Source organism: Streptomyces sp. NPDC055078, from assembly GCF_053607985.1.
Window position 1 is genome coordinate 1 of the sequence record NZ_JBSGUP010000105.1, and the last position, 16,956, is coordinate 16,956.

Here is a 16,956-nt window from a genome sequence, read left to right on the forward strand (position 1 = left end):
TCTGCCTACTGTTCTACGCGACCACATATATCTGCTGGTCAGCAGCCATGTGAGAGATCTCGGAAGAGATCGTTTCTCACAATTTCTCACACAGGTGCTTTTCGATCACCCCCGTGGAAGTTGTCCCAAGCGGTCGCCGCGGCCCTCATGTCCTCAACTCCGACCGTGACGTACTTCCGCTTGGTGAAGCTCGCGTTCGTGTGCCCGGCCCACGCGGCAAGAACCACATCGGGCACCCCGGAGACCGCGAGGTACGACAGGCAGGAGTGCCGTGCGTCGTACAGCCGGACCCGCCGCATCTCCAGCGCAGCCATCAGGCGGTAGGCGTGCTCACGCAGGTGCCGCGTGTTCCTCGGCATCCCGAGTTCGTCAACGACGACGTACCCGGAGTCCGTGTAACCCTCGCCGGCCGCCAGCCGCTCCCTGGCCTGCACTGCCCGGAACCGCTTCAGCGCGTCCAGCACCGTCCCCGGCAGCGGTAGGGCGCGCTCGCCTGCCTCGGTCTTGGTGTCCTTCTCCAGCACGGTCTTGTTCCCGATCATCGTGCGGGTGTTGGCGGTCTCCAGCGTGGCGAGTTTCAGGTCAAGGTCGGCCCAGCGCAGCCCGACTACCTCGGCGGGGCGGAGCCCCATGAGGGACATCAGCAGAGGCGCGTACAGACGGTCCCCCTCGATGCCGCCGATGAACCGCTGGACCTCGGGGACGGTCCACGGCTTGTCCGGGCGCCGCTCGCGCTTGTCCGTCTTCTTGTCCGCGAGGGAGATCCGTACGAACTTGGCGGGACTCTCCGGGATGAGCTTGCGGACCACAGCCCGCGCGAGGACCTCCCGCAGCCGGGCGAGTACGCCCTCGGCGGTCGAGACGGCGAGACGCGTACCGGCCTGGCCGCCCTTGCGGCGGCCGGTGGCAACGATGGCGTCGATGCACTCCTGCACCTGGTCCTCGGTGAGTTCCTGGAGCCGAATGTGTCCGATGCGGTCGCGGACGTGGACTAGGGCAAGGCGGTACGTTCGGATCGTCGTCTCCTCAACGTCGCGACGCTTGTACTTCAGCCACTGGTCGAGCCACTCCCCAACCGTGATCTTGCTGGGCAGGATGAGCGTCCTGGCGGTGCGCTGATGCTGGATTCGGGAGCGCTCCGCCTTGACCTCGGTCTTGGTGTCGCGAGTGATGGTGATCTGCACCCGCTTGCCGGTCTCGTCGTGCCCGGCGTCAACCACGGTGCGGTAGCGGGTCGTGCCGTTCCTGAGTGTGACTTTCTTGATCTCCGCCATGGCCTCCCCATCCCGTCCCTCAGACCTCGTCGGCGATAGCGCCGTCCGCGCGCATCCACTTCGCCAGCGTGGCGGTCAACTGACGGGTGATGTGCCCCTGCTTAGCCTGGCGCTCCCTCACGGGCAGATCACCGAGTGCAGCGACACGGCGATCACGCTCCTCGGTGAGACTGCCTTCCCAGATTTGTTCTGCCGCCTTGACCACGTGACGGACATCCACGTCGTACCGCTCTGCGAAGACGAGATCAGCCTCGATCGGGATGTCCCGCCCCTTGTGCCGCCAGTGCTCAAAGAGGGCCCGTACGTTCTCACTGCCCATCACGATGAGGCTCGCGTCTTCGGCAGAGAGCCAGGCACGGAGATCAGAGCGGCTGGCCTGAGCATACGACCCCGGATAGTCGGACCGCGGGGTCAGCATTACATTGCCGTCACCTGCGAAGAAGTCGCGGAGATGCACCCCAAGCGCCTGAGCGAGAACCAGGAGGGCGCCTAGGTCGACCGTTTCGCGCCGCTCGCTCTCCAAGTCAGAGATCTGCGTGCGCTTCCACTTCAGCCCCGTACGCATGAGCGCTGTGGCCAAGTCTCCCTGGGTGATCCGCTGGCTCTGCCGCAGGGCTTTCAGGTTCTCGCCCACGACCTTTCCCACCGTGGGGGGCGCTTCGGGCTCGTCTGTCATGCCCCGAGCTTGACACATCGCGTGCGTATTCACAACGCACCGAAACGCCTTGTCGTCCACAGCTTGACTCTGCATTCCATGTCGTGCACTCTGCTTTCAGGTCGTCTGCGTGATGAACCAGACACCGAAATACCGGATGATCACGCAACCGAAAGGGGTGTCCATGGAGACACCGACCCTTATCGAGGTCCGGAGCTGGCCCGCCACCGTGGACGTTTCCAAGGCCGCCCAGGCCCTCGGGATCTCGCGCAGCAAGCTCTACGCCCTGATCCAGCAGAACGAAGCGCCCGTGCGAGTCCTCGACTTCGGCTCGAAGCGCGTCGTCACCGCCTCGCTCATCCACCTCTTGGAGAGCGTGTAGGTCGGGCCCCCACCAGACGGCCGGTGTTACGAGCACCGACCCGGCAGGGGCCCTCGAAGCACCCGTTTCTATCCAGTCCTGAACAGCCGAACGGCGGCGCATATGGGTTCTCGGCCCGCGCCGCCGCTGGAAGGAGCTTCAAAGATGAAGCTTAAGCCGACCACCCCAGAGATCACCAGCGGGCACACCGTGCCCCCGCTGGATCTGACCCCCTCGGGGCGCCCGCACCCGATCGTTGACACCGTCGCCACCCCGGCCGAGACCGTCGCTGGGCCGCTCTCGGTCCCTGCCTCCTGCACGCGCTACGCCTGGTGCTCGGAGTGCCGGACCTACCGCTACGACGACGGTGAGCCGTACGTCGAGCACGGTAGCCACACCGTGCGCGCCCCGATCCCTGCTGGGCTCGAAGTCGAGCGCGGCGAGCTGTTGTCCGCCGTGGTCGGGTCCGACGAATCCCACCTCAACGAACGCCCGCAGCTCTACATCGGGCACGGCGGGAACGGCACCGACATGGACACCGCCAACGCCCGGGTGTGGCTCGCCGGGATGCGCGCCTACTTCGATGAAGTTGAGCGCCTCGCCGACATGATCGACGGGACTGCCCCGGTCTCTCCCAGGGGTTCTGCCGCGCTCACCGCAGCCGAGCGGGGCCCGGAGTGGACGGCCCGCTACAACTGCACCCCCACGTGCATCCTCAATCACGCGGGGGAAGACGGCGAGCCCGGATGGCACCAGGGCCCGGCCGTCGAGATCATGGCCCCCGGCCTGTCCTCGAACCAGCTCCCCGGCGAACTGCCCGTACCACTGCTCTCCGCACGGATCACCACCGCCAACGATGAGCCGGACGTCTTCGGGGTCAAGACCGAACTGTGGGTCGAGACCGAGAGCGACACCCTCGAACTGTCCCTCGACAAGACCGACACCCTGATCGAGTCGCTGGAGCAGGCTCTCCCCCGCCTGCGGGTCCTGCGCGAGCAGTTGGCGGAGGAGTCGAAGAACGACCGGCCGAGGAATCCCGAGGCGGTCGCCGAGGTGCACGCCCGGTGGGACGCCGAGCGGGACGCGGAGCGCGCCGAGATCCTCAAGGCTGCCGAGGCCACCGCCGAGGCCCACGCGTGACCGTCCCATCCACACGCCCCGAGGCCCCCGACACGATCACCGTGCCGGGGCCCCCGGGCGCCCCTGTGGTCAGTGGCCGGCCACCCCTTTGACGGACGCCCTGTACGTCGCGCTCGTCCGCGAACGCGCCCGCAGGGAACTCGTCCTCGGTTCGATCCGAGCCAGCCTCACCGAACAGCCCAGCGTGCGCAGTGTCCGAGCCTGCGCCCGCCGATGGGCAGCGGACGTTCTCGCCATCGCCGAGGACATCGCCCGGAGCAAGATGGAGCACCAGGCTTGAACGAGAACAGCACCACCCCCACGACCCCGCTGGACGGGGCGCTGTGGCTCGTCCAGCGCGAGTTCGCCGTCTTCCCCGCGGACCACCCCGGGACGGCGCAGTGCACCGGCATCGGCCGCGGCCACGACCCGAAGACCTGTGTCGACCGCGGCAAGCATCCGGCGGTTGCGTTCACTCGCGAGCACACCCGCGATGAGCAGCAGGCGCACGGCTGGTTCAAGGACCAGCTGCGCAACGTCGCCATCGCCGTTGGGGCCTGTCAGGGTCCCGAGGGCGCACGTCTCCTCGTGGTCGACTCCGACCGGCCCGGGGCCATCGAAGAAGCTGAGGAAGCCCTCGGGCACAAGCACACCCCGACGATGCGCGTGTTCACCGCGAAGGGTTACCACGACTACTACTGGGCTCCCGCTGAGATGAGGCTCGGCAACGGCCTCGGGGCGCTCAAGGGGAAGTTCGACGGCGACGTACGGTCGGGTAACGCCTATGTCATCGGCCCCGGATCAGTCCATGCCTCGAGGGTCGTCTACACCCTCGAAGACCCCGATCAGCCGCCCGAGGCAGCCCCTGAATGGCTTCTCGTAGCCCTTCAGACGCGCCCTTCAGCCCCGGTGGCACCGGCGACGAACATCGTGATCCCTGCGGACCGGCACGACACCTACACCCGCAAAGCGGTGCAGGCTGAGTGCGACGCGATCACCGGCGCCCCGGACGGCGACCAGAACAACACCATCAACACCGCGGCGTTCAGCCTCGGGACCCTCGTCGGAGCCGGGGCCTTGAGCGAGGCTGAGGCGCGCGAGACGCTCCTCTCAGCCGCGCGCGCAGGCAACCACCCCGAGGGGCGGGCGCTCGCGACCATCGAGTCAGGGCTCCGCGCAGGCATCGCCCAGCCCCGCCACCCCTGGCCCCCGGTGGCGCGTACGGACGACCGCAACGACTTCTCCGCACTGCTCGCACCCGATGACAGAGCCGAGGCGCCCGCCCCCGCGGTAGAGACTGCCCCGACCGCGGCGCACAGCGGACACCTCCCGCCCGAGTTCTACGCAGCGCGCCCGATCTTCCAGCACATCCGTCAGGCCGCGCACGCACGCGGCTGCTCCGCCGATGTGCTGTTCTACGCCACCCTTGCCCGCACGTCAGGGATGCTCTCGCACCAAATCCGGGCCGTCACCGGGATTGGCAGTCCCGCATCTCTGAACACCTTCGTGGCCATGGTTGGCGGATCGGGTTCGGGGAAGTCCTCCAGCTCCTCCCTCAACCGCGAATTGATGCCCGCGATTGATCAGGACTTCCGGGACGGTCTCCCGATCGGTACTGGCGAGGGCATCGCCGAGATGTTCATGGGAGTCGTGGAGGAGCCGACCGGCGAGATCCACGTAAAAGGTCCGCTGAAGGGCGATCCCGTCATGCGGAAGGTCCGCAGGCAGGTGCGGCACAACGGCTTCATCTACGTGGACGAGGGGGAGACGCTGGCCACCCTCGCCATGCGGACAGGCTCCATCCTGTCCGAGACCCTGCGACGGGCAGCGGTCGGCGAGACCCTCGGTCAGACGAACGCCTCGGAGGAGCGCACACGGTTCGTGGCCGCAGGCTCGTACAGCCTCGGTCTGCTGGTCGGCTTCCAGCCCAGCACTGCGCTGCCGCTGCTGGCCGACGCGAGCACCGGCACCCCGCAGCGGTTCGTCTGGGGATGGGCCAATGACCCGAGCATCCCTGACGTGCCTGCCTTGTGGCCGGGGCCGATCGAGAAGCACCCCGGGATTCTGCGGCCGGCCGACCCTGTAGACATCGCGTTCCCCGAGCGCATCCGCCGGATGCTCTGGACGGAGCGCGTAGGCCGCGCCCGCGGCGAGATCGAGATCGCTGAACTCGACGGCCACGCCGGTCTGATGAAGGTCAAGCTCTCAGCTCTCTTCGCGCTCCTCGACGGTAACCGCTTCGTCGTCACCGAAGAGGACTGGGCCCTTGCAGAGATGGTCTGGGACGCGTCCTGCGCCGTCCGTGACGGTCTCGTAGCGAGGGCCCGGCGGGAAGCCGAGGCCGAACGTCAGAGGCAGGACGACGCGAAGGTTCACCAGGAACTCCGGGTGCACGAAGCGAAGTCGGATGCGGATCTCAAGCTGGATCGGATCGCACGCCTGGTGCGCAAGCACGCATCGACAGTTGGTGGCATCACCTACGGCGCGCTGAACAAGGCACTGGCGAGCCGTGACAGGCCGCTCGTGGAGAAGGCAATCGCCTACGCGGAGAAAGAGAACTGGATCTTCGTGGAAGACGAGCGGATCTGCGTCAAGACCGACTGAAGGAGGTGGACGCGTGGACAAGTGGACACGCGTCCACCACCCCCCGTCGCGTAATGGCGAGCACTCCAAATACGCCTACATACATGATCAAAAAGGACAAGGAATCTCTTTCGCGTATCGCGCGAGACGGGGTGGTGGACACGCGTCCACCTTGTCCACGTCCACCTCGTCCACTCCTCGATCGGAGATCGTTATGGACCCCGTCCGCAGCACCTTCGCCGCTGGCGACCGCCGCCTCATCGCCCGCATGGTCAGCAACTACGAATGCGGCCACTGCACCGGGCGAGTCGAGAGCCTCACCACCGACGAGAAGACCGGCATCCTCCACGCCTTCATCGAGCATGACGACGGATGCCCCGTACTGGCCGGCACCCTCAGCCCCATCCCCGACACCTTCCGAGCAGCCACCTGACCCTGACCCACTGCACCCGTAGTGCCCCTGCCGCAGAGGGTCAGCCTGACCCCCGCCCCCTGACCAACACCCCCACCACCAACCCGAGCAGGGGCGGGTCTCTCCGCCGGGTTGACGGAGACACCACCAACCCGAGCATTGGGGCCGCGCGTATCCGGTTCCGGTGTCTCTCACGTGTACGCGCGCGACCGGTCGCGTGGCCCCCCGCGCGCGGGATAAAGGGGGGTCTTCCCCGGAAGACACCTTTCCCCTCGGTCCCACTGAGGTCCCCGAAGGACCCCTGAACCCCGCCCCTCTGGAAAGGCCCCCGGATGATCCACCGACCGACCGGCCCCGGGCCCCGGCGTCCTGCGGTCATCGAGGCCGGCGGGGTGTTCCTGCCCGCGGCCGTCTGCCACCCCCTGTGGCTCGCCCTGCGGGCGCAGTTGGCCCGGCACCGAAGAGACGGTGGCATGGTCCGGCCGGAGGTCGCGGAAGCCCTGGACGCGTTGCGGGCTGCCGCACTGGTGCACCTGTCCACGTACGGACACGAACCGCGGACCTTCGCGGACATGAGCGCAGGCTCGACCCGTGGGCTGCTCAGCACAGGGCAGCTCGCCGTCCGGCTCGGTGTGACCGAGAGGCACGCCCGTCGTCTGGCTGCACAGGCAGGCGTCACCCCGGCCGCGCGGAACGCGTGGCACCCGGACGACGCCCAGCACCTCGTACGCCTGAAGGAAGGCACCTGATGCCAGCCAAGACCACCACCACCCCACCTGACCCGCTGACCATGACCACGGCCGAGGTGAACGCGATCGTCACCGATGCCCAGACCGAAGCATCGGAGACGGCGACCGCTGTACAGGAGGCTGAGCGGGCGCTGAGAGGCGAGATCCCCGGCGGGGAGGACATCACCCCCGGGAAGCTGTCCGCACTGCGGCAGGCGGCCGAGTACGCCGCGCTGAAGGTCCCCGCGGCCGAACGGCAGCATGCTGAGATCCAGCAAGCACGCATGGATGCGCGCCGTGCCGAGATCCGCGAGAAGATCCTCACCGAAGCGGCCGATGGCCTCAACGGGGCCGACGGCATCACCGCGGCCCTGGACGCGTTCGAGTCCGCGCTCAACGGCCTGTGCGAAGCCGTACAGGCCCACAACGGGCGTGTCGCCCACTGGGACCGGCAGATGAGTGCCGCTGGAATCCCGCAGATCCACGGCGAGGGCCGCGGCCCGGGCGCCCTCTCCCACACGTTCAGGGGCGAGTCGGTGACCATCGGGCACAAGGTCTACCGGCCGATGCGCGCCGGCACCCTCCTCGGCGCCACCCTGTACCGGGTGCTGGAGCAGTACCCGCGCGACTTCCGGAAGTACTCCGGCGACATCGAGCTGACGGAACGCGGCGACCTCGTCGACTCGAAGGGGCCCGTCGACCTGCACGCCCTGATCCGGAGGGACGCGTGATGACCGCACCGGAGAACCCGTTCGCCACCCATCCCAACGACGATCCCGACCACCTCGCCGCCCGCCAGTCCCGCGCCGAGTTCGCCGCCAGGGCCGAGGAGATCCGCGCGTCCGTCCAGTGGTCGGAGAGCTACAAGGCCGAGCAGCTCAACGCGCTGTACCGGGAGCATGTGAAGGAGATCGCGGGCGCGTACGGGCGGGTCACCGACCGGCGCCGTGCCCGTCTGGACTACCTTGACGGTCTCGTGCCCTCCGGTCCCGGCATCCCCGAGGACGCGAGCCCTGCGGACCGGGCGGTTCTGATCGCGGCGTTCCGCGGGGCGCTGGAGCAGGCGAAGGGGGCGAGCAGGGAGCAGCGGCGCCAGCTGCTCGCCGAGGCCGGCCGCTACGGCGACGACGCGATGCAGCGCGCCGTACTCCAGCACGCGACGGAGAGCGGAGATGTGAGCCTGGTCAACGACTGGGTAGCCCAGACGCACGGCGTACACGGACACAGCGAGGAGCGCAGGCAGCTGACGAACTCACTGTCGGGGACCCCGTTCAAGTCGGGGTGGGACTTCAAGGACTTCCACACCCCGCCGCCGCCACCGGAGATCAAGGGCATGTCCACCGCTCCGGACGCAGCCTGACCCCCGCGTGCGCCCGGTACAGATCCTCGGATTTTCGGGCAACGCCCCAGCTAGAACGATAAGTTTTCTGCATGAGCGTGGAGATTGAATGGATAGCCGACGATACCGCCGAGGTCGACTACACCGACAACGAAACTGAAGACGAACGCGGGCTTCCGATCAAGTACGCGTACGCCCTCGACGCCGGGGCACTCGTAATCGTTCGCAGCAGACACCCGCTGCCCGGTCGCGGGAGACCTGATCAGAAGCCCCATCACGTCGTACACGCCGTCTACGGGCCCGCCGCATGGTTCGAGGTCCGAGGCGACCGTTGGTCGGGTCCTCTACCCGACTAACGCCAGATATCACCAAGGTGCGCCCGTTTCCTCCACAAGAGGGGCCGGGCGCCGCCGCGTTCAGCCCCGTTGCAACAGCATGGCGTCGTACACCGGGGCCTCATCCCACGGTTGGGACTTCCCGATCTTGCGGTATCCCCACGCTGCGTACGCGGTCTGTGCGGGCGCTGCCTCGGGTTCGGGGCGCATCGTCAGCGTGACCCGCTCCACCGTGAGGCCGTCGAGCAGGCGCGCGTGCAGGCCGGCCGCGATGCCCTGGCGGCGCCAGGGTTTGCGTACGGCGAGTTCGATGACGGCGAACGTGCGCTCCCCGGTCTCGCGCGTGAACTCCTCCGGCAGGGGCTCCAGCAGGCTTTCCCACCATCGGTTGTCCGCGGGGAGCCGGAAGCCGAAGGCGAACCCGACCACCTCGCCGTTGTCGCGGGCCAGGATCAGGCGGAACCCGGGCCGTTCCCGCACCTGGAACTGGTAGCGGTCGATGAACTCGGCCACGTCCCGGGGCCCCTCCCGGTACGGCGGCTCGACGTAGACCTCTTCGTACGCCGCAACGAACGCGTCGAGCTGCCCGGCCGCCTCGGCCCCGTCGAACCGTTCATAGGACACCGTGGTCATCAACCCTCTCCCCTCTGCTGGGTGTACTCGGTCAGTTCCCCGGCCGCTTCGCGTGCGCAGACGGCATCGGTGGTCTGGAGCAGGGTGGCCACCTCGGTGAGCCTGCGGGTGACCCGTGCGGACTCCACCTCGGCCAGGTGTTCCAGACTCCCGAGGGCCTCGGCCGCGCCCTCGTCGGCCTCTCCGGCGTGGACCAGGCCCCGGGCAAGGGTGAGCCGGTACAGGGCACGGTTACGGCCGTACGTGCGGTCCTGGTGGGCGAGCGCGGCGCGCAGGAACGGGACCGCGGAGCGGTGGTGGCCCGACTCGGTGTAGAGCAGCCCTTGCGCGTAGTCGAGTTCGGCATGCCCGTGGAACGCCGCCCACTCCGGAGCCGGACGGCCACGGTCGGAGCGGTCGACCATGCGCATCGAATCGGCGAGCCGCCTGCCCGCGGCCTTGTGGTCCCGCATCAGCGTCAGGGCCCGAGCCTCCCGGGCCGCGATCAGTGACAGCAGCACCGGAGACCCGAGGGGTAGAGCGCGCTGGTGGGCCGCGCGGGCCAGGTCGTATCCGTCGCGGGGCCGTCCGTCGTAGCTGGCCTGCATACTCAGACCGGCCAGCACCAGGACCTCTAAGCCGTCGTCGCGGATCATCGCCGCGGTGGTCAACGCTTCGCCCCAGTAGCGGCGCGCGGTGTCCTGGTCGTCAGCGTCGTAGTACAGCCACGCGCACTGTTCGGCGGTCTCCCCGGCGAGGAGCTGGAGTTGCCGGCCGATGGTGTCCGGGTAGCTGCCGGTGTTGATGATCCGGCGGACCCGGCGCAGATGCCGCACGGCCAGGGACCGGACATCACCCCCGCCGTACGCGTCATCGAGCGTGTAGAGCGAGCGCAGCCCTTCCCTCAGTTCGGTGATGTGGGCGGTACCGACCGCGTCGGATGCCCCCTTGACGGCCAGGGCGGCGACGGTGCCCAGGGAGGCGGCGCCGAACACGCGCCGGTCCATGCCGCTCGGCTCGGCCGTCGCGGCTGGCTCGGGCCCGGGGAAGCCGAGATCGAGCGGGCTCATGCCGAACATGGCGTGCAGCACGCGCCAGGCACGCGGGCGGGGCCTGGGCGGATCGGGGCGGCGCCAGCGCCGGAACTGCCGGTCGGTGACGGCCACATCCTCGCCGATCAGTCCGGCCGTGGAGGAGAACGCGCCAAGGAACGCGGCCGGTTGGCCCCAGCCCCGGGTCGCGCACTCGTATCCGAACGGTGTCGGTGTCTCGCCCATGTCGCACCCCCGGGTGTGCCTCTGGGTATCGACCGTAGCCCCTGCCCGCAGGGCGGAAAGTCCGCAGCGAAGGGGAAAGTCCGGCGCAACGTCCGCCTGTGGGTCCGGTACCCCTCGCGCTGCCTGCCTACGTTCGGAATATCCGCCTTTGACGACACGACAGGGAGCAGCCCCATGGAGAGCCCGAGGCGCCTGGACCCGTCGGCTCCAGCGGCCAAAGGGACAGTCCAGTGATGACGATGAGCGTGTACCGCCTGAGTCCCGGCGGGCGCAGGCAGACTGTGCGCCCGATGACCGAGGTGGCGGGCGACGGAGACCCGACCACTGTCCCGGAGTCCCAGGTGTACCCGCCGTGCGCCTGCCACCGCTGCAAACGCCGTACCCGGCCCTCGGCCACCGCCCTCCCGGTCCGGTCCGGCTGGTGCCACTGGCACGGAGGCCCGTCCGGCACCGCCCGCACGATCAACCTCATCGAGCGCGCCTCTGGTCCCCCGTACCCGCAGACCGCCTGCGCACCGTGCCGAGAGCAGCGCCACCTCACCGTTCTGGCCGACCGTGTCCCTGGGGAGCTGCTGTGGAGCGTCTGACGGTCGATGCCCTGTGCGGAGCACTCCGCCCCGAGGCCCGGAAGATCTTCTGCACCCACCCGCCCGGCCACGAAGGCGACCACCACCACGAGTACACCGGCACCTCCTGGCCACGCACCCCAGGTGAGCCGGGATGACCACACCCTCGCCGTGCCGGGACGCGCCCGTGCCCCCGGCGCGGGATCTGACGTGGGACCAGGCGCTGGGCCGGGCCTGCTACGCCTGCGGACGGCTCCTCACCGCCGGGGCCGTGCACCGGGGATGGGCCCGCGCACGGGACGGCGCGCACGTCCTCGACACCGAGGTCTGGGCCTGCCCCGACCCTGCCCAATGAGACCGCCCCGGCCTGCCGTACCTGACTCGGGCAGACCGGGGCCCTCCCACCCCTGCACCGCAACAGCCCACGAGAGAGCCATGATCTGCTGCCTCATCGACGCCCTGTGCCGGTTGATCAACCGCCGCCGCACCGTCGCCCCCGCCCCCGTCGCCGAACCGGACAGCGAGCCGGGCCCCGACCCGGAACCCCCGTTCTGGCTGACCCCGACCCCGCGCCACGTCCTCGAACGCCTCGCTCCCCTGCATGGGGAGGACGCCGCGCTCGTACGGCCGTACGAGCTGGCGGAGACCACGCTTCAGATCCCCATCGTCCGCGAGCGGCGCCAGAAAGCGGCCCGCAGAGCCCTCGGGTACGAGTAGGGGCCGTGGTGCCAGACAGCCGCTGGGGAGCGTGTAGGCGTATCCACGCCCCTGGCGGCTGTCCGGTCAACCGTGGCCCGGAACCCCTGTGGGGTCCTTCGAGGACCCGGCAAACCGTCCGTACGGCGGATGGAACCGTTGCGATATCGACACGGTTGCGGGCCATGTCCGCGGCGCCGCGAAGAAGGGTCCGCAACCGTGCGGCCCCCTGGGGGGAACGCGAGTAGGTCGTCTTCCCGGGAAGACGACCTACTCGGGCGTGCGTGGCGGTCTCGGTGCTGGTGATCGAAACCTGAAATCTGCGCAGGTCAGGGGCCTGTTAGATGGGTGTCGGGGCCGAAACCGGTTTCGGTGGTGATCGAAACCCCGGCCCCGTGCCGATACCGGACCAGTGGGCTACTCCTCGATGTCGTCCTTCGCCTCGGGTACGTCGCCGCGCCGTACGCCCTTGGCGCCACCGCCGCAGCATTCGCGGAGGGTGATCTGCCGGGTGGGGAGCTTGTGGGGCTTGAGGGCGGCGGCGAGCGTCGAGGAGCGGGCGCCCTGGTCGCCCTCCAGCCACGGCCCGTACAGGTCCGCCCGGTACGCGGCCAGGGCCTCTACGAGCCGGTGGGAGTGCACGGCCTCGGCCCCGTCGGGCCAGATGTCGCGGAGGTGGTCGACCACGGTGGACGTGTCGACGTCCACCACGGCCAGTCCGGCGGCCTGCCCGGTGAGGGTGCCGGCCGCGGTGCGCAGCGCCAGGGCGCGCTTGCCGATGGATTCCGCCTCGGTCTGGCGGATGAACGCTGCGCGCACGGTGGTGCCGTCCCGGCCGCGCGCGAGAATCCCGGTCCCCTGTTCGTCGACGGAGATGTCGGTGGCGCGCAGGCCCCGGTCGTACGCCCCGGTGCCGAGGACGTTGTTGTTGGCGCGCCAGTCCATCACGGCGAGGCACAGGCGGGTGCCGACTGAGCTGGAGACGGAGGTGGGCAGCGACGGGGCGTCCGGGTTCTGGGTCAGCAGGATGAGGATGATCCCGTACGCCCGGCCCTTCTTGATCAGCTTGGTGCACAGGGCCGCAGCTTCGTCCTTGTACTCGGGGTGGGTGAACAGCTCCTGCATCTCATCGATGACGATGACGCGGGGTCCGAGATTCTGCTCGGGGTACTTCTCGGCGAGGGCCCGGGTGACCCTTCGGCCCTCGGGCACCTCGGACGGGGGCAAGGACTTGACGAACTTCGCCCTCCGCTGCTGCTCGGCGATCCCGGAGCGGAGTCCGGCGAGGGTGGCCTCCAGCTCGTCATCGTCGTCGCCGGAGATGTACCGGTGGCAGACCGGCTTGGCCGAGTCGAGGTCGCCGGAGCCTTTGAGTTCGTAGATCCACAGTTCGGCGGTCGGGTCGAGCGCCACCCCCAGCACGATGGCGAGCGCGCACGACGTCTTGCCCGAGCCGGGGATTCCGCCGACCAGGAGGTTGGAGTACATGAGCGTGATCGTGACGAGGTTGCCGCGGGGGTCGAACCCGAACGGCAGCGGCCCGTAGACATCCGCCTGGCCCTTGTGCATGAGCGGCCACAGCTTCCGCGCGGCCTTGGCCGGGTCGTACTGGGCGACCCACAGGACCAGGCGCCCGGGGTGGGCGGCCCGGTCGGCCTCGGGCCACACGGTGGAGATCGGACGGCGCATCGCGGCCGCAAGTTCGGCCCGCTTCTCCAAGACCTTGTCGGCGGTGACTCCGGCGGGGAGGTCGACCTCGGCACGCCACCCCGGGCCGTCGCGCTGGATCTCGGCCGCGAACGCGACTCCGGACTTGCCCTTCTTCCCGATGCCGATGGCGGCGAGCGCGTCGAACACCTCCACCGAGGTGAGCGCCTTCAGCGCGTTCACGGCGACGTAGCGGGTGATCACCGGCTTGTCCTCGGTCCGGCCCGCGATGCCGAGGAGAGCGGACACGGCGACGCCCCCGAGAGCGAGCTGCCAGGCGGGCAGTACGGCGTAGGCGACGGTTCCGGCGACCGCCACCGGGGTGGCGACGACCGCCGACAGGGTGCGCCGGGGCCGGACCCGGCGGGAGTGCTCCCGCGACAGGGCGAGCCACGCCTCAGGATCTGCATCGGCTGCGGCCTTGGCCTCCACCGGCCGCGCCTCGGTATCGGCGACCCACCGCCCCCACCGCATGACGAGTCGGCCGGCACCCCGGGGCGAGCGGACGATTAGGCGCCACAGGTACAGGGGCGTGCGGATCGCGTGGAACGCCGCAAGGTGGGTGGCGTAGGAGAGCGACCAGCGGGCGCCCTGGGCGAACTCGGTCCCGTCACGGAGCCACGACGGGATCACGGGCGGGGCGTCGGCGAGATAGGCACGGCACCGGCCGACCCATGACCCGAGGTCTGCGACGACGTCGGGCCGGTCGACCGGCACGGGCGTACCCGAGGCGTCAGGTACGGCGGGTACAGCCTCGGGGATGGGGGCCGGGATCTGATGCCCGTTGTCTTCCTGGGAAGACGACGGCGCCTGTCCGGGGACGGCCTGTACCCGAGGCGTACCCGCTGGGGCGGGGGTGTTCTTGAACAGATCGATGACTTTCTCGGTCATGATGGGGCTCTCCTGCTCTCTGTAGAGGGTCGGGGGCCCGGGGCGGACGGTGTCCTTGGCCGGGTACGGCCGCCCCGGGGTACAGCTACTTGCGGGCCTTCGCCTCGCGTTCCTCGCGCTTGCGGGCGCCCTCAATCACGCGGTCGACCTTCCGTTCGAGGTCGCCCTGGTGGACGCGCCCGCCGTAGATCCGGTCGTCCGCGATCCCGCGCTTCGCCATCCGCGCGATGAGCACCGCGATCTTCAACTTCTCGCCCGTGGTGAGCTTGGGCTCGCGCTCGTCCTGGTGCGCCATGGGTGTCCCCTTTCCGGGGCCGGTCTGTCCGGCTCCCCACCCCCGCCCGCCGTGGTGGCCGGGCGGGGACAGGCAGCCGTCAGCCCTTGCCCTTCCGGGCGTCCACCCACATCCCGCGCAGCACGAGGACGCAGATGGTCAGCGCCACGGCCGCGATCGCGACGGCGACGGCGGACAGGGCGAACGCGACCATGAACACCGACCCGCCGGCCCCGATGGCGAGCCACTTCAGGGCGGAACCGCTGGTCGCCACGGCTTCGGGGCGCCCCGAAGCGTGCTCGGACGGCCGCTGAGTCTGGGTGAGCTGCTGCGCCTGAAGGACGGCCGCGATGAGCGCCAGTTGCTCGCTGTTCCGCGCGGCCTCCACCGCCTCACGAGCGGCCTTCTCGATCTCCTCGCTCATGACCGGACCCCCTGACCGGCCAATTGCCAAGCAACCTGAGCTTCGCGGAACGCCTCCTGGATCTCCTTGGCCCGGGACTGCCCGACAGACAGCCGCGCCTTGATCTCCCGAATGGACGGCACCTCACCGTTGAACAACTGCTCCTTGAACTGCTCCGCAGCCAAGCCGAGCCCCATGTCATCGAGAGGGCGCTCAACGGGATCAGGTACGGGCTCCGGCTGCCCCTCGGGTACGGGCTCGGGGGTGTACTCCGTGACAGCCTCGGGACGGGTACGGGGCTCCTCGGCACCGGGTACGGGCATCGCTTCGGGAGCGTCCACAAAGTGATCACCGGGCCGGGGCGGGGCGTCGATGGGCAGCAGCCTCACCCCGACAGGTACCGCGTCGGGTACAGCGGGTACGGCGTACTCGATCGCCGGGTACGCCACGGGTACGTCGGGTACGCGCTCCAGCGTCACGGGCACAGGGTCCGGCTCCACCGCCACGGCGTCCGGCACCAGGTGCTCATGCACCTGCCGCATCAGAGCGGCGAACGCGATCAACGCCGCACTCGGCGGGACCGCGGCCACGATGTACTCCATCAGGTCCGCACCCGTCCCGACGCCGGCCACGTTCAGCGCGATCGAGCCGAGCGAGCCGACCCCGGCAAGGAGGTAGGCGAACCAGTCCACCCGGCGCCGGAGCGCGGCCCGCAGGATCAGCAGCTCCCCCGCGACGATGAACAAGTCCACGGTGCCGGGCCACGCCCACGCACGCACCCCCGACAAGCCGTTGGCGGCGGCCACGTCGTGCAGGTGCTCGTACGACAGCCAGAACGCCGTAGCGGTCAGCGCGACGGTCACCGCGGCGGCCCCGGCGGCGAGACCGGCGAGCGAGTCGAGGCGCTTCACACCGCCACCCCCAGATCTGCGGGAGACAGGCTGTCCCTCACAAGCGAGCGGAGGGCGAGGAGCAGCCCGAGGGGGAACGCGTCGGCCTTAACGGTGTTGCAGGGCTCGCAGGCGAGCACCAGATTGCACGGCCGGTTCGACGCCCACCAGGAGTAGGGGACGTAGTGGTCCAGCGTCGCCGTACCCAGGTCGGGGAACGAGCGGCGGCAGTAGAAGCACGCGGCGCCGTCGCGCGCGGCGAGACGCTGCCTAAGTTCCCGGCCGCGGGCGCCCCGGATACTCCCCGGGCGGGGGCGCGTACGGCGGCTCACCGGGACTCACCGGCCTCGGTGACGACGGCCTGCGTGCTCTGCTGGGCAACGGAGGTCTGCGTGGTCTGCTGGACCACGGGGATACCGAGCTGGTCGATCACGGTGAGCGCGGTCCGGATCGTCTGCTGAAGCTCCCCGATCCGCCCCGCGAGGATCCGCACGAACCCCATGTCGGAGGGGCGGGTGTCCGGGTTGGTGAGCGCGTCGGTGAGGATCTGCCGCACCAGAGCGACAGCGGCCGGCGGAAGGCTTGAGGCGGTCAGGTCGTCCACCTCAGGGGCGGACGACGGTACGGTCTTGCTCATGGTCTGGACTCCTTGATCAGAAGGAAGCTGGATCAAGGCCCCGGCCGGTGCTTCGATCACCGGTTCGGGGCCGTCCCGTCTCACAGACGTCTCACAGACCACACGTCGTGAGAGGGACTGGCGGAGACTGACCAAGCGGTTCGTCGACGGTGTAGACGTACGGAGAGCCCCATATACGGCGGGTATGCTCTGCCTAC

At 69.4% G+C, this 16,956-nt stretch carries 23 protein-coding genes; 13 read left to right on the plus strand and 10 right to left on the minus strand.

The annotated features are described in order from the left end of the window. Positions 1-86: 86 nt before the first annotated feature. Positions 87-1,274: a site-specific integrase gene (locus tag ACWF94_RS12120; protein ID WP_453487246.1), complete on the minus strand. Its 1,188-nt coding sequence runs from the start codon at positions 1,272-1,274 to the stop codon at positions 87-89. A gap of 19 nt (positions 1,275-1,293) precedes the next feature. Further along, positions 1,294-1,950 (minus strand): helix-turn-helix domain-containing protein, encoded by a 657-nt coding sequence (locus ACWF94_RS12125; RefSeq protein ID WP_453487247.1) that lies wholly within the window; start codon positions 1,948-1,950, stop codon positions 1,294-1,296. A gap of 163 nt (positions 1,951-2,113) precedes the next feature. Between ACWF94_RS12125 and ACWF94_RS12130 the strand changes: the two genes are divergently transcribed. The 9 genes from ACWF94_RS12130 (at position 2,114) to ACWF94_RS12170 (ending at position 8,827) form a co-directional block, all read left to right on the plus strand. Then, a complete protein-coding gene (locus ACWF94_RS12130) occupies positions 2,114-2,311 on the plus strand; it encodes a DNA-binding protein (RefSeq protein ID WP_453487248.1) in 198 nt (65 codons plus the stop codon). A gap of 144 nt (positions 2,312-2,455) precedes the next feature. Continuing rightward, positions 2,456-3,430, plus strand: a complete 975-nt coding sequence (locus tag ACWF94_RS12135) for a DUF6907 domain-containing protein (protein WP_453487249.1) — start codon at positions 2,456-2,458, stop codon at positions 3,428-3,430. 88 nt (positions 3,431-3,518) lie between these two features. Further along, positions 3,519-3,710 carry a hypothetical protein gene (locus tag ACWF94_RS12140; RefSeq protein WP_453487250.1) on the plus strand — a complete coding sequence of 64 codons (192 nt, stop codon included), beginning with the start codon at positions 3,519-3,521 and terminating at the stop codon, positions 3,708-3,710. Next, the gene (locus tag ACWF94_RS12145) at positions 3,707-6,013 is read left to right on the plus strand and encodes a bifunctional DNA primase/polymerase (protein WP_453487251.1); all 2,307 of its coding nucleotides are present in this window, start codon (positions 3,707-3,709) and stop codon (positions 6,011-6,013) included. The genes ACWF94_RS12140 and ACWF94_RS12145 overlap by 4 nt, the downstream gene beginning before the upstream one ends. 193 nt (positions 6,014-6,206) lie before the next feature. After that, positions 6,207-6,425 carry a hypothetical protein gene (locus ACWF94_RS12150; protein ID WP_453487252.1) on the plus strand — a complete coding sequence of 73 codons (219 nt, stop codon included), beginning with the start codon at positions 6,207-6,209 and terminating at the stop codon, positions 6,423-6,425. A 311-nt stretch (positions 6,426-6,736) separates the two neighbouring features. After that, positions 6,737-7,153 carry a hypothetical protein gene (locus ACWF94_RS12155; protein WP_453487253.1) on the plus strand — a complete coding sequence of 139 codons (417 nt, stop codon included), beginning with the start codon at positions 6,737-6,739 and terminating at the stop codon, positions 7,151-7,153. Beyond that, positions 7,153-7,863 (plus strand): hypothetical protein, encoded by a 711-nt coding sequence (locus ACWF94_RS12160; RefSeq protein WP_453487254.1) that lies wholly within the window; start codon positions 7,153-7,155, stop codon positions 7,861-7,863. The genes ACWF94_RS12155 and ACWF94_RS12160 overlap by 1 nt, the downstream gene beginning before the upstream one ends. Further along, on the plus strand, positions 7,863-8,492 hold the full coding sequence (locus ACWF94_RS12165; protein ID WP_453487255.1) for a hypothetical protein: 630 nt from the start codon (positions 7,863-7,865) through the stop codon (positions 8,490-8,492). The genes ACWF94_RS12160 and ACWF94_RS12165 overlap by 1 nt, the downstream gene beginning before the upstream one ends. 71 nt (positions 8,493-8,563) lie before the next feature. Further along, on the plus strand, positions 8,564-8,827 hold the full coding sequence (locus tag ACWF94_RS12170; protein WP_453487256.1) for a hypothetical protein: 264 nt from the start codon (positions 8,564-8,566) through the stop codon (positions 8,825-8,827). A 60-nt stretch (positions 8,828-8,887) separates the two neighbouring features. Here the strand turns inward: ACWF94_RS12170 and ACWF94_RS12175 are convergent, their stop codons facing one another. Together ACWF94_RS12175 and ACWF94_RS12180 are read right to left on the minus strand one after the other, a co-directional pair. Continuing rightward, entirely contained in the window at positions 8,888-9,439 is a 552-nt protein-coding gene (locus ACWF94_RS12175) for an N-acetyltransferase family protein (RefSeq protein ID WP_453487257.1), read from the minus strand. After that, entirely contained in the window at positions 9,439-10,695 is a 1,257-nt protein-coding gene (locus tag ACWF94_RS12180) for a hypothetical protein (protein WP_453487258.1), read from the minus strand. Before ACWF94_RS12180 ends, ACWF94_RS12175 begins: the two co-directional genes overlap by 1 nt. Before the next feature lie 290 nt (positions 10,696-10,985). Here ACWF94_RS12180 and ACWF94_RS12185 point away from each other — a divergent pair, with 290 nt between their 5' ends. From ACWF94_RS12185 to ACWF94_RS12200, 4 genes are all read left to right on the plus strand, one after another. Beyond that, complete coding sequence (locus ACWF94_RS12185) at positions 10,986-11,282, plus strand: hypothetical protein (protein ID WP_453487259.1); 297 nt, start codon at positions 10,986-10,988, stop codon at positions 11,280-11,282. Continuing rightward, entirely contained in the window at positions 11,270-11,419 is a 150-nt protein-coding gene (locus ACWF94_RS12190) for a hypothetical protein (protein ID WP_453487260.1), read from the plus strand. Before ACWF94_RS12185 ends, ACWF94_RS12190 begins: the two co-directional genes overlap by 13 nt. Next, complete coding sequence (locus ACWF94_RS12195) at positions 11,416-11,616, plus strand: hypothetical protein (protein ID WP_453487261.1); 201 nt, start codon at positions 11,416-11,418, stop codon at positions 11,614-11,616. Before ACWF94_RS12190 ends, ACWF94_RS12195 begins: the two co-directional genes overlap by 4 nt. An 80-nt stretch (positions 11,617-11,696) precedes the next feature. After that, positions 11,697-11,978, plus strand: coding sequence for a hypothetical protein (locus tag ACWF94_RS12200; protein WP_453487262.1), 282 nt, complete (start codon positions 11,697-11,699; stop codon positions 11,976-11,978). A gap of 396 nt (positions 11,979-12,374) precedes the next feature. Here the strand turns inward: ACWF94_RS12200 and ACWF94_RS12205 are convergent, their stop codons facing one another. The 6 genes from ACWF94_RS12205 to ACWF94_RS12230 all read right to left on the minus strand — a co-directional run bounded on the left by ACWF94_RS12205 (position 12,375) and on the right by ACWF94_RS12230 (position 16,759). Next, complete coding sequence (locus ACWF94_RS12205) at positions 12,375-14,555, minus strand: AAA family ATPase (protein WP_453487263.1); 2,181 nt, start codon at positions 14,553-14,555, stop codon at positions 12,375-12,377. An 85-nt stretch (positions 14,556-14,640) separates the two neighbouring features. After that, the gene (locus ACWF94_RS12210; RefSeq protein WP_453487264.1) at positions 14,641-14,850 is read right to left on the minus strand and encodes a DUF6257 family protein; all 210 of its coding nucleotides are present in this window, start codon (positions 14,848-14,850) and stop codon (positions 14,641-14,643) included. 79 nt (positions 14,851-14,929) lie between these two features. Further along, on the minus strand, positions 14,930-15,253 hold the full coding sequence (locus ACWF94_RS12215; RefSeq protein ID WP_453487265.1) for a hypothetical protein: 324 nt from the start codon (positions 15,251-15,253) through the stop codon (positions 14,930-14,932). After that, a complete protein-coding gene (locus ACWF94_RS12220) occupies positions 15,250-16,143 on the minus strand; it encodes a DUF2637 domain-containing protein (RefSeq protein WP_453487266.1) in 894 nt (297 codons plus the stop codon). Before ACWF94_RS12220 ends, ACWF94_RS12215 begins: the two co-directional genes overlap by 4 nt. Beyond that, entirely contained in the window at positions 16,140-16,454 is a 315-nt protein-coding gene (locus ACWF94_RS12225) for an HNH endonuclease (protein ID WP_453487267.1), read from the minus strand. The genes ACWF94_RS12220 and ACWF94_RS12225 overlap by 4 nt, the downstream gene beginning before the upstream one ends. Beyond that, positions 16,451-16,759, minus strand: a complete 309-nt coding sequence (locus ACWF94_RS12230) for a hypothetical protein (RefSeq protein ID WP_453487268.1) — start codon at positions 16,757-16,759, stop codon at positions 16,451-16,453. The genes ACWF94_RS12225 and ACWF94_RS12230 overlap by 4 nt, the downstream gene beginning before the upstream one ends. Positions 16,760-16,956 lie beyond the last annotated feature (197 nt).